Source organism: Halosimplex aquaticum, assembly GCF_028747785.1.
Classification (GTDB): domain Archaea; phylum Halobacteriota; class Halobacteria; order Halobacteriales; family Haloarculaceae; genus Halosimplex; species Halosimplex aquaticum.
This window is the reverse complement of record NZ_CP118158.1, coordinates 87,931-112,093: the sequence shown is the minus strand read 5'-3', so window position 1 is coordinate 112,093 and position 24,163 is coordinate 87,931. Positions and strand designations below refer to the sequence as shown.

The 24,163-nt window shown below is 68.4% G+C and carries 27 protein-coding genes; 12 read left to right on the top strand and 15 right to left on the bottom strand.

The window, feature by feature from the left end:
- Window positions 1-11 precede the first annotated feature (11 nt).
- The 4 genes from PSC72_RS00620 to PSC72_RS00605 form a co-directional block, all read right to left on the bottom strand.
- Entirely contained in the window at window positions 12-668 is a 657-nt protein-coding gene (locus tag PSC72_RS00620) for a hypothetical protein (protein WP_274323966.1), read from the bottom strand.
- Window positions 665-1,303, bottom strand: a complete 639-nt coding sequence (locus PSC72_RS00615) for a hypothetical protein (RefSeq protein ID WP_274323965.1) — start codon at window positions 1,301-1,303, stop codon at window positions 665-667. The genes PSC72_RS00620 and PSC72_RS00615 overlap by 4 nt, the downstream gene beginning before the upstream one ends.
- 87 nt (window positions 1,304-1,390) lie before the next feature.
- Complete coding sequence (locus tag PSC72_RS00610; protein WP_274323964.1) at window positions 1,391-1,699, bottom strand: DUF7116 family protein; 309 nt, start codon at window positions 1,697-1,699, stop codon at window positions 1,391-1,393.
- A 166-nt stretch (window positions 1,700-1,865) separates the two neighbouring features.
- The gene (locus PSC72_RS00605) at window positions 1,866-2,105 is read right to left on the bottom strand and encodes a DUF5816 domain-containing protein (RefSeq protein ID WP_274323963.1); all 240 of its coding nucleotides are present in this window, start codon (window positions 2,103-2,105) and stop codon (window positions 1,866-1,868) included.
- Between the two features lie 85 nt (window positions 2,106-2,190).
- Between PSC72_RS00605 and PSC72_RS00600 the strand changes: the two genes are divergently transcribed.
- Together PSC72_RS00600 and PSC72_RS00595 are read left to right on the top strand one after the other, a co-directional pair.
- Window positions 2,191-3,546: a bifunctional metallophosphatase/5'-nucleotidase gene (locus tag PSC72_RS00600; protein ID WP_274323962.1), complete on the top strand. Its 1,356-nt coding sequence runs from the start codon at window positions 2,191-2,193 to the stop codon at window positions 3,544-3,546.
- Between the two features lie 118 nt (window positions 3,547-3,664).
- Entirely contained in the window at window positions 3,665-4,066 is a 402-nt protein-coding gene (locus PSC72_RS00595) for a universal stress protein (protein WP_274323961.1), read from the top strand.
- Between the two features lie 23 nt (window positions 4,067-4,089).
- Here the strand turns inward: PSC72_RS00595 and PSC72_RS00590 are convergent, their stop codons facing one another.
- Window positions 4,090-5,187, bottom strand: coding sequence for a mechanosensitive ion channel family protein (locus tag PSC72_RS00590; protein ID WP_274323960.1), 1,098 nt, complete (start codon window positions 5,185-5,187; stop codon window positions 4,090-4,092).
- A 103-nt stretch (window positions 5,188-5,290) separates the two neighbouring features.
- Here PSC72_RS00590 and PSC72_RS00585 point away from each other — a divergent pair, with 103 nt between their 5' ends.
- Window positions 5,291-6,037 carry a proteasome assembly chaperone family protein gene (locus tag PSC72_RS00585; RefSeq protein ID WP_274323959.1) on the top strand — a complete coding sequence of 249 codons (747 nt, stop codon included), beginning with the start codon at window positions 5,291-5,293 and terminating at the stop codon, window positions 6,035-6,037.
- 28 nt (window positions 6,038-6,065) lie between these two features.
- Here the strand turns inward: PSC72_RS00585 and PSC72_RS00580 are convergent, their stop codons facing one another.
- Together PSC72_RS00580 and PSC72_RS00575 are read right to left on the bottom strand one after the other, a co-directional pair.
- Window positions 6,066-6,302 carry a hypothetical protein gene (locus PSC72_RS00580; protein ID WP_274323958.1) on the bottom strand — a complete coding sequence of 79 codons (237 nt, stop codon included), beginning with the start codon at window positions 6,300-6,302 and terminating at the stop codon, window positions 6,066-6,068.
- A 93-nt stretch (window positions 6,303-6,395) separates the two neighbouring features.
- Complete coding sequence (locus PSC72_RS00575) at window positions 6,396-7,247, bottom strand: translation initiation factor eIF-2B (protein WP_274323957.1); 852 nt, start codon at window positions 7,245-7,247, stop codon at window positions 6,396-6,398.
- A 160-nt stretch (window positions 7,248-7,407) separates the two neighbouring features.
- Here PSC72_RS00575 and PSC72_RS00570 point away from each other — a divergent pair, with 160 nt between their 5' ends.
- On the top strand, window positions 7,408-7,881 hold the full coding sequence (locus tag PSC72_RS00570; protein ID WP_274323956.1) for a type IV pilin N-terminal domain-containing protein: 474 nt from the start codon (window positions 7,408-7,410) through the stop codon (window positions 7,879-7,881).
- Between the two features lie 27 nt (window positions 7,882-7,908).
- On the opposite strand, the gene PSC72_RS00565 is transcribed toward PSC72_RS00570, so the two are convergent.
- The 5 genes from PSC72_RS00565 to PSC72_RS00545 all read right to left on the bottom strand — a co-directional run bounded on the left by PSC72_RS00565 (window position 7,909) and on the right by PSC72_RS00545 (window position 13,612).
- A complete protein-coding gene (locus PSC72_RS00565) occupies window positions 7,909-9,372 on the bottom strand; it encodes an RtcB family protein (RefSeq protein ID WP_274323955.1) in 1,464 nt (487 codons plus the stop codon).
- 260 nt (window positions 9,373-9,632) lie between these two features.
- Window positions 9,633-10,874 carry a serine hydrolase domain-containing protein gene (locus tag PSC72_RS00560; protein WP_274323954.1) on the bottom strand — a complete coding sequence of 414 codons (1,242 nt, stop codon included), beginning with the start codon at window positions 10,872-10,874 and terminating at the stop codon, window positions 9,633-9,635.
- A 107-nt stretch (window positions 10,875-10,981) separates the two neighbouring features.
- Complete coding sequence (locus tag PSC72_RS00555) at window positions 10,982-12,076, bottom strand: DoxX family protein (RefSeq protein WP_274323953.1); 1,095 nt, start codon at window positions 12,074-12,076, stop codon at window positions 10,982-10,984.
- Between the two features lie 85 nt (window positions 12,077-12,161).
- Window positions 12,162-12,575, bottom strand: coding sequence for an archease (locus tag PSC72_RS00550; RefSeq protein WP_274323952.1), 414 nt, complete (start codon window positions 12,573-12,575; stop codon window positions 12,162-12,164).
- Complete coding sequence (locus tag PSC72_RS00545) at window positions 12,572-13,612, bottom strand: DUF502 domain-containing protein (protein ID WP_274323951.1); 1,041 nt, start codon at window positions 13,610-13,612, stop codon at window positions 12,572-12,574. Before PSC72_RS00545 ends, PSC72_RS00550 begins: the two co-directional genes overlap by 4 nt.
- Before the next feature lie 105 nt (window positions 13,613-13,717).
- Here PSC72_RS00545 and PSC72_RS00540 point away from each other — a divergent pair, with 105 nt between their 5' ends.
- From PSC72_RS00540 to PSC72_RS00530, 3 genes are all read left to right on the top strand, one after another.
- Complete coding sequence (locus tag PSC72_RS00540) at window positions 13,718-14,203, top strand: GNAT family N-acetyltransferase (RefSeq protein WP_274323950.1); 486 nt, start codon at window positions 13,718-13,720, stop codon at window positions 14,201-14,203.
- Between the two features lie 157 nt (window positions 14,204-14,360).
- On the top strand, window positions 14,361-15,521 hold the full coding sequence (priS, locus tag PSC72_RS00535) for a DNA primase small subunit PriS (RefSeq protein WP_274323949.1): 1,161 nt from the start codon (window positions 14,361-14,363) through the stop codon (window positions 15,519-15,521).
- A 22-nt stretch (window positions 15,522-15,543) separates the two neighbouring features.
- Window positions 15,544-16,527: a hypothetical protein gene (locus PSC72_RS00530; protein ID WP_274326225.1), complete on the top strand. Its 984-nt coding sequence runs from the start codon at window positions 15,544-15,546 to the stop codon at window positions 16,525-16,527.
- Window positions 16,528-16,570: 43 nt separating this feature from the next.
- Here PSC72_RS00530 and PSC72_RS00525 read toward each other — a convergent pair whose 3' ends face one another.
- Complete coding sequence (locus PSC72_RS00525; protein ID WP_274323948.1) at window positions 16,571-17,731, bottom strand: S1C family serine protease; 1,161 nt, start codon at window positions 17,729-17,731, stop codon at window positions 16,571-16,573.
- Window positions 17,732-17,884: 153 nt separating this feature from the next.
- Between PSC72_RS00525 and PSC72_RS00520 the strand changes: the two genes are divergently transcribed.
- Window positions 17,885-19,816, top strand: a complete 1,932-nt coding sequence (locus PSC72_RS00520) for an ABC transporter ATP-binding protein (RefSeq protein ID WP_274323947.1) — start codon at window positions 17,885-17,887, stop codon at window positions 19,814-19,816.
- A 16-nt stretch (window positions 19,817-19,832) separates the two neighbouring features.
- Here PSC72_RS00520 and PSC72_RS00515 read toward each other — a convergent pair whose 3' ends face one another.
- Entirely contained in the window at window positions 19,833-21,269 is a 1,437-nt protein-coding gene (locus tag PSC72_RS00515) for a serine hydrolase (protein ID WP_274323946.1), read from the bottom strand.
- Between the two features lie 140 nt (window positions 21,270-21,409).
- Here PSC72_RS00515 and PSC72_RS00510 point away from each other — a divergent pair, with 140 nt between their 5' ends.
- The 3 genes from PSC72_RS00510 (at window position 21,410) to PSC72_RS00500 (ending at window position 23,232) form a co-directional block, all read left to right on the top strand.
- A complete protein-coding gene (locus PSC72_RS00510) occupies window positions 21,410-21,751 on the top strand; it encodes a hypothetical protein (RefSeq protein WP_274323945.1) in 342 nt (113 codons plus the stop codon).
- A 248-nt stretch (window positions 21,752-21,999) separates the two neighbouring features.
- Window positions 22,000-22,731, top strand: coding sequence for a metal-dependent hydrolase (locus PSC72_RS00505; protein WP_274323944.1), 732 nt, complete (start codon window positions 22,000-22,002; stop codon window positions 22,729-22,731).
- Between the two features lie 102 nt (window positions 22,732-22,833).
- Window positions 22,834-23,232, top strand: a complete 399-nt coding sequence (locus PSC72_RS00500) for an OsmC family protein (protein ID WP_274323943.1) — start codon at window positions 22,834-22,836, stop codon at window positions 23,230-23,232.
- Window positions 23,233-23,247: 15 nt separating this feature from the next.
- Here PSC72_RS00500 and PSC72_RS00495 read toward each other — a convergent pair whose 3' ends face one another.
- The gene (locus PSC72_RS00495; protein ID WP_274323942.1) at window positions 23,248-23,547 is read right to left on the bottom strand and encodes a PRC-barrel domain-containing protein; all 300 of its coding nucleotides are present in this window, start codon (window positions 23,545-23,547) and stop codon (window positions 23,248-23,250) included.
- A gap of 144 nt (window positions 23,548-23,691) precedes the next feature.
- On the opposite strand from PSC72_RS00495, the gene trxA reads away from it, so the two are divergent.
- Window positions 23,692-24,144, top strand: a complete 453-nt coding sequence (trxA, locus tag PSC72_RS00490; RefSeq protein WP_274323941.1) for a thioredoxin — start codon at window positions 23,692-23,694, stop codon at window positions 24,142-24,144.
- Window positions 24,145-24,163: the final 19 nt, after the last annotated feature.

The window sequence follows — 24,163 nt, the reverse complement described above, 5'->3', positions numbered from 1 at the left end:
GGAGACGCCGATCAGGCCGCTCGTCGTTCGAGTCGGTCCTCGATGTAGCTGCTGATGCCGTTGAGGTGGGCGGTGCCCCACGTCGCGACGACGACGGCGCCGAGGGTGTTGTAGATGAGGTCCCACAGCGAGTCCGTCAGGCCGTACTGGGTCAGGACGCTCTCGGTCCCCGCCATCGACGCGGCGACGCCGATGCCGAACTCGATGATCTCCCAGAAGACGCCGTACGCGAGGACGAACAGCAGGATGAAGACGAAGACGAACCGGGGCGGGAGCGTGATCTCCTCGGAGTGCTCGTCGAGCGCGCGGACGGTCGCGTAGCCGACGCCCGCGACCACGGACGACGACAGCGCGTGGGTCATGTGGTCCCACCAGTCGATCGTGACGTAGAAGCTCTGTCCCCCGGGGATGCCGATCGTTCCGAAGGCGTGGAGGAAGACCGCGCTGGTGATCCACAGGGTCAGTCCGGCGTCGAGCGGCACGCCGTAGTCGCGTTCGAGCACCGGGACGATCTGGGCGATGAGCAGCGCGACGCCGGCGTTGGCGATGATCTTCACGTTCACCTTCCAGACGCCGACGAGGAAGACGCCGAGCATCACCAGCTCCATTAGCCAGGTCAGCTGACGCTGGCGCCGCTCGTCGATGCCGAGGCGATCGCGGACCCTCATGCCGTCCCCTCCGGGGTGCGCTCGTCGACCGTCGCTCGACGGCGGACGTAGCTCTGGAAGAAGAGGCCGGCGACCAGCCCGGCGATGCCCGAGCCGACGAACTCGACCATGAGTTCGTGTTCGATCGATTCGAGTTCCGCGTCGGAGAGGACGCCGTCGGGGCCGGGATCGAGCAGGAGCGTCGTGCCGAGGTGGACGTCCGACCCCCAGCGGGCGAGCGCCCACAGGCCCGCCGCGGCGAGCGTCGTGACGACGACGAACAGCACGGCGAAGCCGACGCTCATCTCGACGGGCGTGAACATGTGGAGGTTCACGGCGACCAGCAGCGCGAACGCGGCGATCGAGAGATAGACCGCCACGTTCCCGGTCAGCTGGACGGTCGCGACGGCGCGGCCGACGACGGGGAGGCCGGCAAGCAGGACGACCTCGGCGGGCGGCATCGCCCGCAGGTCACTGAGTGCGAGTGCGGGCAGGACGACGACGGCGCCGACCACGAGCGCGAAGACCGCCCAGAGGTAGTCGCTCGTCAACGCGCTCTCAACCGCGACCAGCCCGAACGCCCCGACCAGGATCCACGCGATCACCGCGTTGATCCGGGTGTCCGTCAGCAGTTCGCCGAGGTTCCCTTGTGCCATCTATACTCCCTCCCATTCGACTCCACCAATGAAACGCTGACGGATGGCGGAATCGGCTGATCCGCCGGAGAAATACGCGGGCGCGGCTCAGACCGCGTGCCGACGCCGGGCGACCTCGTAGTCGCCGTCGTCGTCCACACCGATTATCGCCCACTCGTAGTCTGGATCGGCGGCTTCGAGTCGGCCTTCGAGTTCGGGGACGTCGTCGGCCCACGCGACGAAACAGCGGTACTCGCCCGAGTCCGGCGTGTCGTCGAACTCCTCCGCCGGCGTGACGTGGACGGCCCGCCACTTCCGTTCGGCGAGATACTCTCCCCCGCGATCGGTCACCGTGTATCCGAGGTCAGCGAAAATCGACCGGGCCTTCTCGTCGAGGTGCTTGGTAACAGCCCTCATTCGTCCGTGGATACCACGACCCACCCAATAAGTGTTGCTACGATTCACGTTCCGCTGCGGAACCGTTCCCACAAGCGGGAGGTATTAGCCACTTACTGGCCGATCTGACCGGTAGCGCTACGGAGGATCCGGATCTGTCGTCGCCGCGGCCGGGCGTCAGCGTCGCTTACTCGTGGGCGGCGTCCCACTCGTCGGGTTTCTTGAAGTTGCCGCAGTCGTTGCACTTGATCCGGCCCATTGAGTCCATGGCCGTCAGGAACGAGTCGCAGTTCCCGCAGTAGTAGCCCCATCGACGCTCCCGGTCGGGCGTCCGGTAGACGACGAAGAACGGGCCGTCGGACCCGCGTTCGGCGTCCTCGGTGTCGACGTACAGCGTCTCCTCGTCGGGGCCGGTCTTCGTCTCCATGCGTGGCGTATCGGGGAGGGCGCCCTAAACGCTTCCGTCGCGGCATCGAAGCGGATTTGGCCGCGCGGTGGCTGGTCGCAGACAGATGTCGCCACGGGTCCTCCACTACACCGACCTCGAGAACGCCTACGACACGCCCGAACGGATCGCGCGCGTAGCCGGCCTCCTCGCCGACCGCCGCGGCCCGGACGCGCTCCTCGCCGGATCCGGCGACAACACCGGTCCGGGCGTCCTCTCGCTGGTGACCGACGGGCGCCAGTCGCTGGACTTCTTCGACGCGGTCGGCCCGGACGTCGAGACGGTCGGCAACCACGACTTCGACCACGGGTTCGACGCGCTCGAATCCGTCGTCGCGGACTCCCCCCAGCAGTGGGTCCTCGCGAACGTCAGCCTCGACGGCGAGCGATTCGGCGCCGCGGCCGGTATCGAGCCCGTCACGACTGTCTCGGTCGACGGGGCGACCGTGGGCGTCGTCGGCGTCCTCGACCCCGCGACCCCGGACATGACGCCCGGGACGAGCGCGCTCGACTTCGCCGACCCCGTCGAGACCGTCGCCGAGTGGGTCCCGCGCCTGCGCGAGCGGGGCGCCGACTACGTGGTCGCGCTCGCCCACACGACCGACGAGGACGCTCGGGCCATCGCGAGCGAGACCGGCGTCGACGCGGTCCTGGCCGGCCACTCGCACCACCGGCACGCCGGCGTCGTCGACGGGACGCCGCTGGTCCGACCCGGCGCGACCGGCGAGTACGTCTACGAGGTCGACCTCGAATCGGGCGACGTGTCCCTCTACGACGCCCAGGAGGCGGACCCGGACCCCGCAGTCGAGTCGGCGCTGCGCGACCGCGTCGCGGCCGAGGGGCTCGACGAGGTCGTCGCCCGCGTCGAGGAACCGCTCTCCCGCGACCGCGAGCGCCGCCTCGGCGGCGAGTGGCGGCTCGGAAACTTCGTGGCCGACGCCTACCGGTGGAAGACCGGCGCGGACGTCGCCCTCCAGAACGGCGGCGGGATCCGCGAGGGGCCGCCGCTGTCCGGTGACGTGACCGTCGCCGACCTGGTGAGCGTGAGCCCGTTCGAGGAGCCGGTCGCCGTCGCCTCGGTCACCGGCGACGAGTTGCGCTCGGTCGTCGCGGAGGCGGACGGCCGCCGCGTCGACGGGCTCAACGACTACTGGTACGGCCACGTCAGCGGGATGTCCGTCGCCGCGGAGAACGGCGGCTACGTGCCCTACGTCGACGGCGAGCCCGTGGACCCGGAGGAGCGCTACACCGTCGCCGTCCCGAACTACATCCTGATCACCGACCTCGAGTTTCCGACGCTCACGGGGGACCACGCGGTCGAACACGACGACCTGCAGTACGAGGTGGTCGTCGAGTACGCCCGCGAGTGCGGGATCGACGCGCCCCTCGAAGGCCGGATCCCCGACGCAGTGGCCAGCGAGTGAGTCCGGGAGGGGCCGTCCGGGTTTCGGCGAGTCGGTCAGACTCTCGCGTCGCAGCGGCCGGTTCCTGTTGCGAGTGCAATAGAAAACTTGACGCGGGGTGACCGTGAACTCCCGCGGGATGACGCAGGTCGTCGTCCCAGTCCGCTATCCGCTCTCGGAGCACTCGGAGGCCACGCTCGCCCGGGCGCTCGAGATAGCCGAGGACAGAGACACCCAGTTGACGGTGATTCACGTCAACCAGTATCAGGACAATCACCAGGCCACCCGCCGCGACCTCAAAGACGCCGTCGAGCGCGCGTTCGGCGCGCTGTCGGGCACGCGGTACGTCGTCCGCCGCGGACTGCTCGTCGAGGAGACGCTGCTGGACGAGATCGTCGCCGAAGACGCCGACATCGTCGTCATCGGCAAGAAGCAGGCCGGCCGCTGGCGACAGATGATCCGCCGACTGGTCGACGACCCCGACGTGGAGACGTTCCTCCGGGACGAACTCGACTGCGACGTCGTCACCGCCGAACGCTGACCCCGTCGCCCAGCTCAGCTTTCTCAGGACCGGTCGTCCTCGCCCGGCCCGTACTCGCCGTCGACAGTCGACTCCTCGTCCGGAGACCGCGAGTCCGCCTTCGCGGGCCCGCCGCCCGGCGTTCGGTCCCCGACGGCGACCTGCATCTCGCCGCTCGTCTCGTCGAAGACGTGGTGCTGGTGCGGGTAGGCGATCTCGACGTCTTCGTTCGCGATGGCCTCGGCGAAGGCCGTCTGGATCTTCGAGCGGACGCGCAGCAGCCAGTAGGGCTCCTCGATCCAGTAGCGGAGGCGGAGGTTGACACCGTGGTCGCCGAACTCGTCGATGTAACAGGTCGGCTTCGCCGGGTAGCGTGCGGCGCCGACGCGGATCTGCGGCCCGCCGCCCACCACGCCGTCGACGTTCCGGGCCGCATCCTCGATGAGCTCTCTGGCCCGGGCCACGTCGCTCTCGTAGGTGATCAGGACGTCCAGCGCCTGTCGCGTTCGGGTGTCCTCGGCGGAGTAGTTGACGACGTCGCGTTCACGCATCGCGCCGTTGGGGATCACCAGAAACGTGTTGTCGAGGGTGAATATCTTCGTGTACCGGAGGGTGATGTCCTCGACGAAGCCGCGCTGGTCCCGCTCGGCGAGTTCTATCATGTCGCCGATCTCGTAGGGCTGGTCGGCCAGCAGGAACACGCCGCTGATGACGCTACCGACGATCGGCGCGATGACGACACCCACGGCGGCAGAGAGGACGGCGACGGAGAGCGTCAGGTCGCCGAGGCTGTATCCGTAGATGCCCATGATCGTCAGGCCCGCGAGGATGAAGACGGCGACCCTGATCCCGCGGAGCGCCGTCCGCGTGAGGCTCGGGCGACGGAACCGACGGGCGATCCGTCGGCCGAGCAACTGGACGAGGAGCTGCGAGACGGCGTAGGCGAGGACGACGACGACGGCCACCTGGAAGATCTGTATCACCGGCGTCGGCAGCGCGTTGGCGAACATCCGCACGCCCGGCGGGACCCATCCCGGCCCCGCCGGCGTGCCGTCGGCCGTCGCGGTCCCAGCCGCCGCGTCGCCGCCGGACGTCGCTGTCTGACTCGTCAGGGCAGCGAGCGACCGCAGCCAAGCGACCATGCCCACAGCACCATCCCACCCGGCAAAAGAATTGTGTCCCCGGATCGACCCCACACCGGGCGACCGCGGAAAACGACTTGTGGCAGGTGACCCTACGAGCGGTATGGACGGACCAGCGACCGCGGAGCCCGCCTTCGACGTTCAGGAGACCGGAGAGACCGACGCCGACGCGCTGATCGCCGGCTTCTCCGAGTTCGGACTGGCGGGCCTGACGGCCGTCGACTACCTCGTGCAACAGCTGGAACTGACGCCGGCCGGCCGCGTGACGACCCCGGACCTGCAGACGATCACCCCGTTCGACGACGGCAGACCCCGCCATCCCGTCAGGCTGTTCGCCGCCGACGGGGTCGACGTTGCGGTCCTCATGAGCGAACTGTTCGTCCCCGTGGCGGCCGCCCGGTCGTTCAGCGACGCGCTCCTCGACTGGACCGCGGCCGCCGACATCGGCGAGACCGTCGTCGTCTCGGGCGTCCAGATGCCCCACGCCGAGACCGACCACCGGACGTACTTCGTCGCGACCGACGACTACCGCGAGGCGCGACTAGCCGACGCCGACGTGCCGCCGATGGCGAGCGGCTTCACCGACGGCGTGAAAGCCAGCCTGCTCGCCCGCGGCATCGACTCGCCGCTCCGGACGTGCGTGTACGCGACGCCGACGCATCCGCAGGCGCCCGACGCCGAAGCGGCGCTCAGGCTCGTGGAGACGGTCGACGACGTGTACGATCTCGGCGTCGACACGGAGCCGATGAAGTCGTTCGCGGCAGACGTCGAGCAGCACTACCAGGACCTGGCCGCTCGCCTCGAACAGGCCCGCGAGGAACAGCAGCCCGAAGACAGGATGTACATGTAGCCGACGCCCGGCGTCGGCTCGACGGCGCTTATTCGACCTCGCCGCCGAGGCTGGTCAGCGGCGACGCCCCGCCGACGATGGCGGCCGCGGCCAGTATCGCCGCCGAGAGCGCGATGAAGTCGCCGGACGGCGAGTAGCCGGCGAGCCCCGCGCCGGCCTCGACGATGAACACCGTGATGAAGAAACTCACGATGGCGAAGACCAGCAGGACGATCGATGCCACGATGCTACTGACGAGCGCGCCGAACGAGTCGAGAACTCCCATATCTGTGATACCTCTACTATTCGTATGGCTCCCAGACACATGTAAGTACGTGCAATCCGGACGCGACTCGACTTCGGCCGCCCGTCCCTGCGCTCAGTACTCGTGGACCGTCTCGTCGGTGACGGCGGCGTCGAGGAGCCGCGTCGGGGTCGCGTCGTAGGCGGGGTTCTCGACCGCGAAGCCGTCGGCGGGTTCGCGGATAACCTCGCTGGCCTGGCGGTGTTCGTTCTCGAAGGCGAAGCCGCCGGTGACCATCTTCGCCTCGGCGCCGACCACGCGGACCGGGACGCCCGCGTCGTCCGCGGTCGCGGCGAGCGGGTACGTACCGACCCGGTTGTAGAGCGTGTCCTTCACGATGCAGTCCATCCCGACGACGACCTGGTCGACCTCGGGGAGGAAGTGCCCGGCCGCGCCGTCGACGATGAGGTGGGCGTCCACTCCGTCCAGATCCGCCAGCGTGCGCACCATCTTCCGCCCGAGGTACCGGGGTCGGGCCTCGGTGCAGTACACGTCGAGCGACGCGCCGTCGTCGACGGTCCGCTCGATCGCCTCGAGGACAGTCGAGGAGTAGTCGTGCGTGAGGATCGCCGGGTCCTCGCGGAGGTACTCGACCGCTCGCTCGGCGGCGCGCTCCTTCGCGGACTCGACGCGGGCGACGACGTCCTCGACGACGTCGCGAGTGCGCTCTTTCGCGGCCGCGACGGAGTCGTCCTCGGCGTCCTCGACCGTCGAGACGATCTCGCGCTGGGTCGTCTGGAGCGAGGCGTGCGAGGGGTTCGCTCGCCGGAGCGCGTGGCTGTTGCGCTCCAGCGTCCGGACGTACTCCTCGACGGTCGGATACTCGCGCTCGGTCAGCGCGAGCAGGGCCTCGGCCGCCTTCACCGCGACGACGGACGAACTGTGCGTCTGCATGTCCGCGATCTCCTCGACCGTCCCGTCTATCATACTGGATACGTCGCCACTCGCTCTCAAAGGCTTTCCCCCTCCCGGCACTCGGTTTCGCCCGCGACCCCACTGGTCGCCGTCGCCGGCCCCCCGCGACTATCGGATCTGATACTCCCGCCGAAGCTGGTTTAGTCGATGCTCGCCCTATCCCGACTACACGATGGCCGAAGACGGCGCAACTGCCGCGTTCGAGCGCGACGGGTCGGCGGTCGACCCCGCGGAGCGGGCCGTCTCGGAGTTCACCGGCGTCGCCATCCTGGTCGCCATCACGCTGCTCGTCACGGGGTCGGTCGGGCTCTTCGTCCTCGTCGACCCGGGCTCGGAGAACAAGGGGCCGAACGCGAACTTCAGTTTCCAGTACATCGACCAGTCGTCGGTCCTCATCGTCACGCACGACCGGGGCGACTCGTTCGACGCGGGGAACCTGTCGATCAGGAGCCAGGGGACGACCGTCACGTGGGCCGCGCTCGCCAACACGAACGACACGGCGGTCGTCGGGCCCGGTGCGACGGTGCAACTCAGCCGGCGGAACGCCTTCGGGAGCCCGGTCAGCGCGAGCGGCAAGGCGCGCGTCCTCTACAAACCGCCGACCGGCAACGAGACGGTGCTCGAAACCTGGAAAGGCATCGGCTGATCGGGAGCGAAGGCCGGCCGCGACCCATCAGCCCTTGATGTTGCAGACGGGGAACGTGCGGGCGACGCGGTCGCCGATGCCCAGCGCGTCGGAGACCCGGACCACTTCGTCGACGTCTTTGTAGACGCCCGGCGCCTCCTCGGCGACGGTCGCGCCGCTCTGGGCCTTGACGTAGACGTGGCTCTGCTCGCGGAGGTCGTCCTGCACGTCGCCGCCCCAGAACTCCTGTTTGGCTTGCGTCCGGCTCATCAGCCGGCCGGCGCCGTGGGCGGTCGATCCGAACGTCTCCGAGAGCGACTCCTCGCCGCCGCGCAGGACGTAACTGCCCGCGCCCATGCTCCCCGGGATGATGATCGGTTGGCCGACGTCGCGGTAGGCGGGCGGCACTTCTTCCCGGCCTGCGGGGAACGCCCGCGTCGCACCCTTCCGGTGGACGAACAGCTCGCGCTCCTCGCCGTCCTCGACCTCGTGGGTCTCCTTCTTCGCGATGTTGTGGGCCACGTCGTAGAGGAGGTCCATCTCCAGGTCCTCCCAGGTGGTGTCGAAGACGTCCGCGAAGACCTCGCGGGTGCGGTGCATGATGAGCTGGCGGTTCACCCAGGCGAAGTTGATGGCGGCGCACATCGCGCCGTAGTAGTCCTCGGCCAGTTGCGAGCCCGCCGGCGCCGCGGCGAGTTCCTTGTCCGGGAGCCGGTCCAGCAGTCCGGCGTGGGCCTGCTCGATGTCGCGCAGGTAGTCCGTACAGACCTGGTGACCCAGGCCGCGAGACCCGCAGTGGATGAGCACGACGATCTGGTCCTCCGAGAGGCCGAAGCGCTCGGCCACGTCGTCGCGGTAGACGTCGGTGACGCGCTGGACTTCGAGGAAGTGGTTGCCGCTCCCGAGGCTGCCGATCTGGTTTTTCCCGCGGTCTTTGGCCTTCTGCGAGACCCGGTCCGGGTCGGCGTCGTGACGGACGCCCTCGTCCTCGCAGTGTTCGAGGTCCTCCGGCACCGCGAAGCCCTCCTCCAGCGCCCACTCCATCCCCCGTTCGAGGATGGCGTCGACGTCGCCTTTCGTCCCCTGGTGGACGCCACCGCCGCCGAGCCCCGACGGGACGGCCTCGAACAGGGCGTCGACGAGTTCCTCCTCGCGGCCCTGGACGTCCGCGTAGGTGAGGTTCGTCTTCATCATCCGGACGCCGCAGTTGATGTCGTAGCCGACCGCTCCGGGCGAGATACAGCCGTCTTCGGCGTCGATTCCGGCGACGCCGCCGACGGGGAACCCGTAGCCCTGGTGGCCGTCCGGCATACAGATCGCGTACTTGCGGACGCCGGGGAGGTGCGTCGCGTTCTTGAGCTGCTGGAGCGTCTTGTCCTCGCTGATCTCGTCGAGCAGGTCCTCGCTGGCGAGGACGCGCGCCGGTCGGTTCATCCCGCCTTCCTGCGGGATCTCCCAGACGTAGTCCCTGACCTTCTCCAGGGTGACGCCGTCCGCGTCGTAGGTGGTCATGGGCGTAACTCCGCCGCGGGCGCCGGAATAGGTTTCGCTGTCCGCTGCTACGTGTTCGATTTTCGTCTCTATTTGCCGATCCGCTCGCGGCCGTCACGGGTCGGACGAGGAGTACGCCGGTGACAGCAGCCCGGTCGCGTCGACCGGTGACGGGGACTCAGAGATGGCGGAGGTTCCGGCAGGGGCCATTCCCGCGATAGCTCTGGCAGGCATCGGCCCGAGCGGTGAAGCCGCGGACCCTGGTTTGTCAGAAAACGGCGTCAGGTACGTATTGCAGCGGTCTCCGAGTCCCGTCGTTCGATGCACTCGTAGACGGCCTCCCTGAGCGCCACCTCCCGCGGGTCGTCCTTCAGGTGGAGGCCCAGCCGGTTCGGAGTGTAGGCGAAGCCCAGTTCCGCGTCTGGGTCCGCGAACCCGAACGATCCGCCCGCGCCCGGCGTGCCGAACGCGGCTTCGGACGTTCCGAACCGGAAGTCGGGCGACGGCTTCGAGTACCCCATCGCGTACGCCGTCTCCACGCCAATGACGACGTCCCGTCGGTCACCCGACGGCGGCACCGGGGGCGCGGTCAATTCCGCGAACACCGCCTCGTCGAGACCCAGCGCCTCGCCGCCCGTCGCGAGGTCGCCGTACAGCCGTGCCATCGCGCGGGCCGTCCCGATGCCGTTGCCCGAGGGTATCTCGACCGCACGGAACGCCGGACTGTTGAGGTCGGCCGGACGCCGGGTATCGAGCACGTTCAGCGCCCGACTCGTCACCGACCACGGGTTGAAAAACGACAGGACGAACCGGGGCGACATCGTGCGGAGGTTCAAGAGCATGTCCAGGTACCCGAACGCGTCGAGTTCGGCCACGCGGTCGGTCGGAATCCCCTCGGGGAGCCCGATGTAGAACTCGAGGTCGAGCGGCTCGGCGACCTCGTCGGCGAAGAACTGGCCGAGCGTCCGCCCGTCGGTACGCCGGAGGAGTTCGCTCGCGTACCAGCCAAGCGTGAACGCGTGGTAGCCCTGGCGGGTGCCGGGCTCCCAGTCGAGTTCGTCGTTCGCGAGCAGCTCCGAGAGGAACTCCGAGTCCGCGATCTGCTCGGGCGACAGGCGGCCGTCGAGCGTCGCGAGACCGGCCTGGTGACTCAGCAACTGCCGGACCGTGACGTCTCCCTTCCCGTGCCGGGCGAACGCGGGCCAGTGGTCGGCGATACGGTCGTCGAGCGCGAACAGCCCCCGCGAGAGCGCGACGGCGATGGCCGCCGCCGTCATCCCCTTCGTCGCAGAGGCCACGAGGACCATCGTGTCGGCCTCCCACGGGTGCTCGCGGTCGGTATCTCGGTACCCTCCCCAGAGGTCGACGACGGGCTGGCCACGGTGGTAGACGGCGACGGCCGCGCCGAGTTCGTCGCGGTCGCGGAAGTTCTCCGCGAACACCTCGCTGACGGGTTCGAAGCCGGACGCGACGGTACCGTGGACCGTCACGGCGTCCGCGGACGACGCCATTCTCGTTGCCATTCATTCTACTACGCCCCCTGGAACGATAACTGTGACAGTCGACGGTCGACGTTGCTGGCGCGTGAACGACGCGCGCGCTGGATCGGTTGCTCCTCGGTTCGGTCGGGTCAGTCGGCGGCCGGCGCCGCCTCCTCGGAGTCGCGCTCGCGTCGGTCGGCGGCCGCGAGGCGGGCGTCCAGGGACAGCGGGCCGGCGCCGAGCGTGAAGACCGCCGAGAGCATCCCGAACAGCGTCACGTGCGCGAGCACGGGGTCGTCGGGCAGGCCGAACAGCGTGAGCACGAGCATCGAGAAGGCGACCGCGGCAGCGCCGCGGGTGTAGAGCCCGACGATCAGGAGCACGCCGACGCCGATTTCGGTCAGGCCGGCGCCGAGTACCCAGAGGCCGGCGTCGACCGGGACGACGTTCGTGAGCTCGTACTTCGCGACGACCTGAAGCGCGCGCGAGGGGTTGGCGAGCTTCTCGACGAGGCCGAGATAGGCGAACGCGACGCCGAGCCCGACGCGGAGGACGGTCGCGACGTACCGCTGGTAGGGGCCGACCTTCGCGGCGAACCAGTCGGCGACGCCGTGGACGGGGTCGACCCTACCGTAGTAGGTTCCGGGCGTGCTCGCGACCTGCTGGAGCATGTGGTCGGCGCTGGGCCGGCCGCTCCCCAGCAGGATGATCGCGACGAATCCGGGGACGTACTCCATAGCGAGGATGAGCTGTGGGTTGAACGCCAGCGCGCCCAGATACGTGAGGAGCCCCGCCGCGGCAACGATCCGCGTCGCGAGCCCGAACAGGATCAGGAAGCCGAGCGAGACCTGGAGGATCCGCGCCTGGACTTCCAGCGGGGGGATGAACAGGTAGCCCGTGAATCCCGCCCCGATCAGCGGCAGGCCGAGACTCAGCCGGAGCATCCATGGCACGTACTCGCGGTAGGAGGCGAGCGCGTCACGGAGCGCGTCCACGTCCGGGATGGTCGGCCTGATCAGAACCAGGCCGGCCAGCAGCGCGAGGACCGCAACGGTCCCGCCGCCGAGCAGTGCGGCGTTCGTCGAGTTCGAGAGCACTTCGACCGCGAACTCGATGGCGTCCCGCGTCGCCGTCGGCGGGTCGGTCACGTAGTCGACGTGAGCGCTCGCTCGCCCGGCGAGCAGCGCGACCGCGACGATACCGACCACACTCCCGAGGGCCGATCGCCTCCGCCTTCCGTTCATGGGCTGAGCTAGGTACCCGTTGCTGAAAAAGGCCTCAGTATCGGGGGTTGCTAGCGCCGCCGCGGAAGCTGGAGCCCACAGCGGATCAGACGTCGAAGACGACGTAGGCGTGCCAGCCGTCGGCGGTCTCCGAGAGATCCATCTCGGAGTAGGTGACGGCTTTCAGGTCGCGCGCCTCGACGCGGTCAAGCGGGACCCCGCGGGCCGACCCCTCGACGCGCCACTCGCCGCCGGACTCGCGGACGGTCGCCTCGTTATCGACCGGGAGGATCCCGCGAACGTCGCGCTCGTAGATGAGTTCGTCCAGGTAGTCGAACAGCAACGCCTCGCGGCTCTCGGCCGCGACGGAGAACGCAAACCGCTCGCCGCCCGCGTCGGGGATCTCGTCACACATCGCGGCCGCCATGCCGTCGGCGACGGCGCCGAAGACGGCGTCCAGGGAGTCGCCGGTCGCTTCGACCGCCACGTCGGCGGTGTGCTCCCGCAGGTCGAAGCTCACGCGTCACCACCCGCCGACTTCGCGTCGCTTTCATCCGCAGCATTCGTGCCAGTGTCGTCTGCCGGTCGATCGCCGTCTGGCGATCGGTCGCCGTCCGCCGGTTGATCCCCGTCGCCGTCTTCGAACTGGTCGAGCATGTAGTGGCGGACCTCCTCCTCGTCCTCGACCGCCGACGCGTCGAGGTCGGGGTGGATAGCGGCGAACTCGCGGTAGGCCTGCTCGCGGATGTCGCCGGCGGCCTGTCCAGTGAAGTCGCTCAGGTCGGCGGCGGTCTGGGTCCCCCACGTCCCGAGGTCGTGCATCCCATCGCGGGCCTGCTCGCGGATTGCATCGAGACTCGCGAATTCCTCGCCGGCGTCGGTTCGCCCGGAGTCGCCCGTCGCGACGCCGCTCGTGACGATGGAACGGATCCCCTCCTCGACGGTCAGGTCCACGTCGTAGACGCGTTCGGAGGAAACGTGGATGACGTACCCGCCCATCACCGGGTTGGGCGCCAGCGGCATGAACAGCGTCGTCATGTCGTCGTGGCCGGTCGTATCACCGATAGTCGGCGGCGACTCCGCGGTGACGAACGCCAGCGAGTACGACCCCGATCGGGGGAACTCGACGAGTTTCACCTCGCGAAAGCTCTGGGCGTCGTTCGACAGCAGCAGCTCGGTCATCTCGTTGAAGCTCGTGTAGAGAGAACCGATGCCGGGGATCCGCGCCATCGCCGTGTCGAATATCCGTTCGAACTCGTCGCCCGAACGCGTCTCGGCGACGAGGCCGAGGACGAAGACCATCCCGACGAACGTCGCGATGGCGAGGAGCTTCATCGTGAGCGGATCGACGTTCTGTCCGATGCCAAAGACCTCGTTCGCGACCTTGACCACCGGAGAGATCGCCCGAAGGATGAAGTTGATGACGAAGACGAGGATCATGACCGTGATGACGAGCGGGATCGTCAGCGCGGCGCCGGAGATGAGGATCTGCCGGATCTTGCCCCCGAGCGTCGGGCCCGACTTGCCCGAGGCGGGCGCGGATGACAGCAAAACCATACGGACGAGTCACCTCGGGCGGCCGAAAGTCTTTCGGGGCTGGTAAGTCCGCGGGGCGGCCGCTGGCGATGGAATTATAGTGACTTACCCGTTACTGGACCGATAGTGAGCGTCAACGTCGAGCGACGGGTCGTCGATCCGGGGGACGCCGACTACGTCGAGCAGGCCTGGCAACTGAAAGAACGCATCCGCGCCGAGGAAGGTGTGTTGCGCCAGCGCCGCGGCTTCTTCGAGAACGCCTACAAACGCTCGACCGTCTACCTCTTCGTCGATAGGGCCGACCGCGGTACGCTCGTCGGATTCGCCGCCGTCCGCCGGGACGGCTACATCCTCTTTCTGGCCGTCGACGACGCCTATCAGGGCGAGGGATTCGGCGAGGCCCTCGTCGCCCGCGTCGCGGAGGACTACAGTTCCGTGACCTGTCACGCCCGGACAACCAACCGCGACGCGATCCGCTTCTACCAGCACATCGGTTTCACCATCGAGCGCCGCATCGACAACTACTACGAGGACGGCGGCGACGCCTACTACCTCAAACTCGGCGAGGAAGAAGGGCTCGCCGACCGGTTGTCGAAGTTGCTCGGGGGATAGGGAGGTCGACCGCAGGGAGACCTCCGTGAGGGCGAGCGGGGCGCGAAGCGACCCGTGAGCAGCACAAGCTGCGCGGCCCAGTTCCCACCGGGAGTCCCTGGCACGCGCCGACCGGTGAGCGCAAACGCTTTAGCGGACCGTTCGAAATCGGGTAGCCGTGCAGGAACAGACGCGGGCGTACCTCCGGGGGCGCTTCGGCGACCACTACCGACGGACGGAGTTCACGCCGCCGCCGGACGCCAACGAGCGCGAGTGGGGCTACATTCCGTGGACGGACGGTCCCGGCGAGACGATGATCCGCCACCGCTCGCTGCTCGACATGGGGTCGCTCGACGACTTCCTCGCCCGCGAGCGCCCGAAACACGTCTACTTCTCGGCCGGGCGCTACGAGAGCCCGGGCGCGAGTTCGATGGGCGAGAAGACCTGGCGCTCCTCGGACCTGATATTCGACCTCGACGCCGACCACCTCCCCTCGGTCACCCTCGGCGAGGACAGCTACGCCGAGATGCTCGAAAAGTGCAAGCAGGCGCTGTTTCGACTGCTCGATTTCCTCGACGCAGACTTCGGCTTCGAGGACACGACCGTCGTGTTCTCCGGCGGCCGCGGCTACCACGTCCACGTCCGCGACGACCTCGTCCAGGAACTCGGGAGCGACGCGCGCCGCGAGATCGTCGACTACGTGCGCGGGATCGGTCTCGACCCCGAACTCGTCGAGACCACGGAGATGCGCGGCGGGGTCAGCCGCCGAGCCCTCGAGACGGAGGGCGGATGGGGCCGACGCGTCCACGAGCGCCTCCTCGAATTCGTGGACGAGATCCTCGCGATGGAGGAAGACGAGGCCAAGGCACGGCTGCAGGAACTCGACGGGATCGGCGAGGGCCGGGCGAACACCGTCTACGGCGCGCTGGAGAACAACGCCGAGGCGGTCGAAGCGGGCAACATCGAACTCGGCGGCGTCGGGCTGCGGACGCTGCTGGACGCGTTCGTCTCCGAAGTCGTCGAACGGCAGAACGCGCCCATCGACGAGCCGGTCACGACCGACGTGAACCGACTGATCCGGCTCCCCGGGAGCCTCCACGGGGGGAGCGCGCTCGAAGTCAAACGGCTCTCCCGCGACGAACTGGAGGCGTTCGATCCGCTGGTCGACGCGGTGCCCGAGACGTTCGTCGGCCACGAGATCAACGTGCAGGTGACGGACCCCGGAACCGTGGAGCTGAAGGGCGATAGTTTTAATCTCCAGGCGGGTGAGGTTTCCGTTCCGGAGTACCTGGGCGTGTTCCTGATGGCCAGAGGGCGCGCTGAGAAGGCACCAGAATGAACGAGGAGACCGAACAGCGATGATGGACCTGGACGAACTGCGCTCGGTGCAGAGCCGCGAGCGGCAGACCGACAGCCTCCAGCAGCTGCGGGAGTCGTTCTACCAGGACGCCGGCGAGTTCATCCAGCAGCTCCACCGCGAGCGCGAGCGGGCCGCCGACGAGGCCGACGACCCGTGGAACGCCCCCGAGGTCACCCGCCTGAGCGACGACATCGACACGGCCGAGCAGACCGTCGAGGCCATCTACGAGCGCCGCGTCGGCAAGATCGTCAAGATGGCGTCGCTGGCCGCCGCGGACATGCCCACCGAGGACGAGGGGCTCACCGCGGAGGAACAGACGCTGTTCGACACCCTCGTCGACGCCATCGAGCGCAACCGAGCCAACGTCGAGGCCGTCATCGACGGCGAGGACCCCGTCGCGGCCGTCGCCGACGCGGTCGAGAGTTCCGAGACCCCGGTCGGCGCAGGTCCGAACTCCGAGTCCCCGGACAGCGCGGCGTCCGAGCCGGACCCCGCGGACGGGACGACCGACCGCCCGACGGCCGACGGCGAGACGCGCCCGACGCCGCCGGACTCGCCCGCCGACCTGGACGCGGACGGTTCCGCGGCGGAGACGGGAGTCGACGCGGCGGACCTGATGGGGGGCGACGGCCCCGACGAGAGCCAAAGTGAAGCAGACGCGGGGGACGATGCCACGACGGACTCACCCGCTGCCCCCGCTGAGCCAGGAGGCGACCGGCCTGCTCCGCCCGACGAACCGACGGGCGACGCGAATCCATCCGCCGGTGGCTCCGAGGATCCGACAGCGGCGGAGGACGCGGACGAGGGGGGCGCGGCGGACGTCCCGTCGGTCGACCGCACGACGGTACGGATCACGGCCGACGTCGGCGAGATATTCGGCGTCGACCAGCGCGCCTACGACCTCTCGACCGACGACGTCGTGCAACTGCCCGAGGCGAACGCGGGGCCGCTCGTCGAGCGCGACGCCGCCGAGCGACTCGACTGACGGTTGTTTTCTCCGAGAGACGTAGTTCCGACAGCGGCGCCGCTCAGGTCCGCGGATCGGGTCGTGACCCGAGCGTGAGTTCGACGGTCTGTTCCTCGCCGTCGCGGAGGACGGTCACGTCGATGGTGTCGCCCGGGCTGGTCTCCAGCGCGAGGAAACTGGCGAGCGCCTGACGGGTCTGGATGGGCGTTTCGTTCATCGAGACGATCACGTCGCCGCCGGTCTCGATGCTCTGTCCGTCGATCGTCGTCGTGCCGCTGTTGCCCTGCAAGACGCCGTCCGACGGGCCGCCGTCGCGGACGAGGGCGATGTAGACGCCGACGCGGTCGTCCAGACCGATGGCCTCGGCGCGCCGCGGTCCGAGCGTCTCGAGTCGGACGCCCATGTAGGAGTGCTCGTACTCGCCGTCTTCGAGGAGCGCCGGGATCACGCGGCGGACGAGCGGCGCGGAGATGGCGAAGCCGATGTTGTCGCCGCCGCCCGAGTTGACGACGCCGGCCACGGACCCCTCGAGCGTGACGAGCGGACCGCCGGAGTTGCCGGGGTTGACGGGCGCGTCCGTCTGGATCGCGTCGGGGATCGAGAAGTCGTTCGGCGCGGGCAGCGTCCGGTTGACGCCGCTGACGATGCCGGCCGAGACCGACCCCGAGTAGCCGAACGGGTTGCCGATAGCGATGACTTCGGTCCCGACCTCGGGGTCGGACTCGCGGAGCGGGAGGGGCGTCGCGCTCGCCGGTAGCTCGGGGACCGACAGGACAGCCAGGTCGCTGTACACGTCTGTGCCTTCGACTTGCGCTTCGAGCCAGCCGCCCTCGCTGAAGCGGAGATACACGTTCTTCGCGTCGGCGACGACGTGCTGGTTCGTGACGACGTGGCCGTCGCTGTAGACGAATCCAGTCCCGCTCGAGGGGTTCGGGGTGCCCGTGTAGACCTGGATCTGGGCGATCGAGTCGATCGTGGACCGGTACACGTCGGCGTACGCGCCGTCCGACGACTGGTCGAACTGCTCGAAGTCGCCGGCGGCGCCGCCGTCGCCCCCGTCGCCGGTCGGCCGCCGGGTCTCCGGGTCGACGGGGGTCGTGTCCTCGGTGTCGCCGCTCGGACCGTCGCCGAACAGGGAACCGGAACAGCCGGCCGTCCCGGCCGCGAGCGCCGTCCCGCAGGCCGCGAGAAAGCGCCGCCGTGACGAATCGCGCGTGTCCATAGCGACTCGTCGGCTACCGGACGGAAAAATCCCCGGACCGGTTCGCACCCCGTTCCGTCGGTCGAAACGCGCCAGGCGTCGTCAGACGATTCCAGAGAGTCTCTCCCCCTAAGGGGGGTTTTTGGGCGTCAACGGTCAAGCGGAATCGACCGAATGGCACGTCCAGACCCCCACGGCAGTTTCAACGAGATTCGCGACGAAGTCGACGGCCACCCCATGCTGAGTCTCTTCCGGTACGCCATCCCGTACTCGGGACCGCTGGCGCTCGGCGTCGTCTCGACGATGATCAACCGCGTCGCGCGGCTGTTCCCGGCGCTGCTCATCGCCGCGGCGATCGACCTCGCGGTCAACCCCTCGGGCACCGCGAACAGCGTCCTGTCGGCGATCCACGTCGTCCCGTCGGAACCCGTCCCGCTCGAAGACACCCAGGCGCGCCTGAACATGCTCTACTACCTGGGCGCGCTCGCGGCGGGCGCCTACGTCGTCCAGTCGATCAGCCACTTCGGATCGCGCTACTTCTTCCAGACGACGGCCCAGCGCATCCAGCACGACCTCCGACTGGACACGTACGACCACATGCAACGGCTCTCGCTCGACTTCTTCAACAACCACCAGACCGGCGGGATGATGTCGATCCTCAACAGCGACATCAACCGCCTGGAGGACTTCTTCAACGCCGAGATCCGTGAGATCACCCGCGCCGTCATGATCTTCACGCTCGTCGGCGGCTGGATGATCTACACGGCGCCGCGCCTCGGCGTCCTCGTGTTGGTCCCCGTGCCGATCATCGCCCTGATCACGGCGAAGTTCATCATCTGGATCGAGCCGAAGTACAAGCGGATCCGCGAACTCGTCGCGCGGATGAACACGCGGCTGTCGAACAACCTCGGCGGCGCGGCCATCGTGAAGTCCTTCGACCGCTACGACGTCGAGCGCGACCGCGTCGCCGAACAGTCGGGCGGCTACCGCGACGAGAAGATCGACGCGATCACCGTCCGGAAGGCCTTCTTCGCCTCGCTGCGCCTGCTCGTCGGCGCGATGTTCGTGACGATCCTCGTCCTCGGCGGTCGCGACGCCGTGACCGCCGGCGGCCTGACCGCCGGCGCGTTCGTGACCTACTTCATGTTCCTGCGGTACCTCGACGGGCCGATGACCCGCATCGGCAAGACCGCCAACAACTACCAGAAGGCCAAGTCCAGCGCCGAGCGGGTCTTCGGCGTCCTCGGCTACACCGCCGACGTGACCGACGCCGAGGACGGTCACGCGCCCGACGAGGTCGACGGCCGGGTCGGCTTCGAGGACGTGGACTTCAGCTACTCCGAGGGCGGCGACCAGATCCTCGACGGCGTCGACCTCGACGTCGAAGCGGGCGAGACGGTCGGCTTCGCCGGCACCAGCGGCTCGGGCAAGTCCACCCTGCTCAAACTCCCGCCGCGGTTCTACGACGTGGACGACGGCGCGGTCACCATCGACGGGACGGACGTGCGCGAGTTCGACTTGCAGACGCTGCGCAACCGGATCGGCGTCGTCGAGCAGGACCCGTACATGTTCTCGGGGACCATCCGCGAGAACATCGCGTACGGCGACGACGAGCTGTTCCGGTCGGTGCTGGAGAACTACGACGACATCCCCCGTCACGTCGACGAACAGGTGCGCGAAGCGGCGAAGGCCGCCGGCGCGCACGCGTTCATCACCGACTTGCCCGACGGGTACGACACGATGGTCGGCGAGCGCGGCGTGAAGCTCTCCGGCGGCCAGCGCCAGCGCGTCTCCATCGCTCGCACGCTCCTGAACGACCCCGACGTCATCGTCCTCGACGAGGCGACTTCCGACGTCGACACGGAGACCGAAGAGCTCATCCAGCGCAACCTGGAGACGCTCACCGCCGACCGCACGGCGTTCATCATCGCCCACCGCCTCTCCACCATCCAGGACGCCGACCGCATCGTCGTCATGGACGACGGCGAGGTCATCGAGACGGGGTGCCACGACGACCTCGTCGACCACGGCGGCGCCTACGCGGGCCTGTGGGCCTCACAGACCGACGAAGGGAACGCCGCCGGCGTCGCCGGCGCCGACGACTGAGCGCGGTCGGGGCCGTCTACTCCGTCTTCGCTTTCTCCGCTGCCGACTGATCCCGATCGTTCGGAGCCTCCGCTTCGCCGACCCGGACGAACAGCATCCCCTCGAACAGGAGTTCGGCGGACTCGCCGCCCGGGAAGAACTCCGCGTCGGTGGTGCTCTCGACGCAATCGGCGTCGGTGAACCGATAACACTCGGAGCCGAGGTCGGTGGGAAGCAGGCTCAACTCGAAGGGGGCGACCTCGCCGCCGAACTCGGCGTCGAGACGGGCGCCGTCCGCTGTCACGGTCGCGTGGTGGTTGCCGCTGGGCGTCTCGTATCGGCCGGCGAGGTCGCGGACGCGCCGCTCGATGGATCGGACGGGATCGACCGACTCTGGCTCGCGGTCGGTCAGGGTGGCAAGCGCGTCGCGTGCGGCGTCTCTGGGGTCCCCGACTCCGGAACAGGCGACCGCTATCCCGACGCCTTCGTCTTCGAGGAAACCCACGTATGCGCCAGAGACGCCCGTGTTCCCGCCGTGGCCGACCAGCGTATCCGTCCCGAACGGTCGGATCTCCCACCCGTAGCCGTAGGTGAACTCGGTTCCGTCGACCAGCCGTTTGCGAGTGGCCGCGGGCGTCCGCATCCGATGGAGAGACGCGCCGTCGAACGGGGAGTCGCCCCCGAGATGCGCCTGCAGGAACTGGGCGAGGTCGGTGACGCTCGCGATCAGTCCGCCGGGACCGCACAGCACCTCGCTGGACAGGAGTGCGTTCTCCGCCGTGGACGCTTCCCGGAATTCGTCGTCCTCGACGACGTACGGGGTCATCGCGTCCGCGGTGTCGTCACCGAGCACCGAACTGTCGTAGGTCGACCGAGTCGCGCCGAGCGGGTCGAACACCTCCCGCTCGACGTAGGTGCCGAAGTCGACCTCGGTCACCGACTCGACGAGGCGGGCGAGGACGGCGTATCCGGAGTTGTAGTAACAGAAGCGGTCGCCGTCGGTCCGGCGGCGGTCGAGGGTTTCTTCGAGGAACGCCCGGAAGTCGTCCCAGCCGTCGAGGTGGCCGGCGGCGAACGCGAGGTCGTCGTTCGGCATCCCCGACGTGTGCGAGAGGAGGTCCGCGACTGTGATCGGCTCGCCCGGCGCCCCCTCGAAGTACGGCACGTATTCGGAGACTGGATCGTCGATATCGACGCGGCCGCGGGCGTCGAGTTCGACGACCGCCAGCGCGGTCACCGGCTTGGACACGGATCCGACGGCGTAGCGGGTGTCTCCCGTCGCGGGCGCGTCCGAATCCAGCCGCCGATCGCCGTATCCCGCCGCCGCGAGAATCTCCGAGGCGTCGGTCAGCGCGACGCTCGCACACGTGCAGTCCGCGCCCTCGAACCACGATGCAACGCTGGCTAGCGCCGCTTCGATGCCGTCCGAGTGTCGTGTACCGCCACCGCCCTGAGAGGGATCGCCGGGTGCCATCGTTCGGAGGTGTCGTCTCGACGACCTATATCGGTTGGTGGTCAGTGCGCCACGTTCCAAGCAGTCGATGTCGGCGCCGACGTATCGTCGTCGAAATCTACGGGGTAAAGTACAACACCGAGTTCCCCAAAGGGAGAGGCATGGCTCCGAAGGTCGCGACGGACGGGTCGGGTCGGCCGGACTGGCGCCGCCCCGCGCTCCGCGTCGGTCTGGAGATCGCGCTCGTCGCACTCGTCGCGGCCTACCTCGCGATCCACCTCTCCTCGCCGCTGATCGTGGCGCTCCTCGTCGTCGCGGCCGCCGTCGGATCGGTCGCCCTGCTGTTCCGGGAACTCGACCGGCAGGCCTACGCCTGGGTGCGCTACGCGAGCAACCGCGCACAGCGGAACCAGAAGAAACGACGGCACGAGCGGGAGAAGCGACAGCGCCAGCAGCGCGCGGCGCAGCAGCGCCGGCAACGCGCCGACGGCGACTCCGAGTGATCGCGGACGGGGGATCGAACACAGTGATCGCCGCCTCTCAGTCGATCATCGTCACGAGGGCCGTGAACGCGATCCCCCGTATGCCGATACCAGTGAGACGGAATCCGAGCGAGACCAACCAGGACCCGGCCGAGATAGAGAGTCAACAAAACCGCCGCGGCCGCGGTCTCGGTTCGCCCGGAAATTCGGCGACGAACTGCCGGTGGTCGTAGCATTAAGTGCGTCTGCACCCTATCACGAGGCGAACCATGAAACTGACCTGGCACGGCCACTCGACCTGGCTCGTTACGGTGGGGAGCACAGATCTGCTGATCGACCCGTTCTTCGAGAACCCGAAGACGGACACCGATCCGGAGGAACTCGACCCGGACTACGTCCTGCTCACGCACGGACACGCGGACCACATCGGCGACGTGGACCGCTACGAGGGAACGAAGCTGGTCGCCACGCCGGAGGTCGTCGAGTACTGCCGCGACGAGTTCGGCGACTACGAGGCCGTCGGCGGGATGGGGATGAACCTCGGCGGCACCGTCGAGGTCGGCGACGCCTTCGTCACGATGCACCGCGCCGACCACACCAACGGCATGGAGACCACCTACGGCACCTCCGGCGGCATGCCCGCGGGCTTCGTCATTTCCGATACGAAGCCGACGCAGGTCGCCGACGAGGAGAGCGATACGTTCTATCACGCCGGCGACACGGGACTCATGACGGAGATGCGCGACGTCATCGGCCCGTTCCTGGAGCCGGACGCCGCGGCGCTGCCGGTGGGTGACCACTTCACGATGGGGCCGATGCAGGCCGCCATCGCGGCCGACTGGCTCGACGTCGACCACGTGTTCCCGATGCACTACGACACGTTCGGGCCGATCGAGATCGACACCGACCGGTTCGTGAACGAGGTGGCCGCCACGGGCAGCGACGCCGAGGTCCACGTCCTCGACGGCGACGAGACGTTCGACCTCTCGGAAGGATACTGAGGCGGGTTCACGGGGTCGACTCGCCCGTCCCCGTGGGCGGTGACGGCCGAACACGGTCGGTTAGGTATTCTTTAGGAGCGGGGGTTCGATGGTCCGAGTGCAATGTCCGATATCGAAGTCACGAGCGTCTGTGAAGAGGGATACACGACCGAAAGCGAGATCGACGGCGAGTGGCAGCTGGTGGTCGACGCGCTCTCCGAGGACGGTCCGTCGCCCAACCAGGTGCTGGCGGCCAACTATGCGTCCTGTTACATCCCGGCCCTGCGCGTCGCCGCCGACAAGAACGGCTACGACGACATCGGTCGCGTCGAGGTCGAAGTAGAGGCCGACCTGGACGAGGACGACGACCTCGAAGCCATCTCGTTCACCGTCAAGACGGAGACCGCGTTCGGCGACGACGGCCAGGATATCGTGGAACTCGGCGAGGAGATCTGCCACGTCCACTCGGCGCTGACGGAGTCGCTCCACGCCGACATCACGCTCGAAGACGACGCGCTCTAGAAGCGGCGAACGCGGTCAGGCAGCGACTTCTTCCTCGCCGTTACCTTCCTCGTGGACGCGCTCGACGACGTCGTTGACGATGACGATGTCGCCGACCGCCTGCACCCAGCGGTAGGGGACGATGATACCGCGGGAAGCGCTCACTTCCGGATCGAACAGCTCGCCGTTGATCTGGTGGAGCGCCAGCCCGGTCACCTGCTGGACGTCGAGGTCCAGGCGGAGGTCCTCGACTTCGCCCACGAACACGCCGTTTTTGGTGTAGACTTCCCGCCCCACGAGCGTCGTGATCTCCTGCGGCGCCGTCTCGGGATTCATATGCCGTACCTCGTGTGGCGGGGGCTTAAAATCTTGTTCTACGTCTGACGCCGCCGCCGAATCCGCGTCTGTCGGCCGTCGTTCGTGCGTCCGACGGACACGACGGCGAGCAGGTTAAACGGGTGACGGACGTACTACCGACTGATGAGTGAAGCGAGTGACGACGCGACCGACGAGGAACTCGAACGGATCCGCGAGCGGAAGAAAGAACGACTCAAATCGGAGGGGCCGGACGCCGTCACCGGAGCGTCGGACGCCGACGACGGGGCCGGCGGCGACACTCCCGACGAACCGATCCACGTCGAGGACGGGAGCCACTTCGAGGAGGTCGTCGCCGACGGCGTCGTCCTCGTCGACTTCTACGCGGACTGGTGTGGCCCGTGCAAGATGCTCGAACCGATCGTCGACGACATCGCGGCGACGACCGACGCGACCGTCGCGAAGGTCGACGTCGACGCCCACCAGGGGCTGGCCCGCGAGTACGGCGTCCAGGGCGTCCCCACGATGTTCCTGTTCGTCGACGGCGAGGCGGCCGAACGGCGCGTCGGCGTCCAGGACGAGGGCGCGCTGCGCGACCTGATCGCACAGCACGTCTAACCGGGACGCGGCCCCGTTC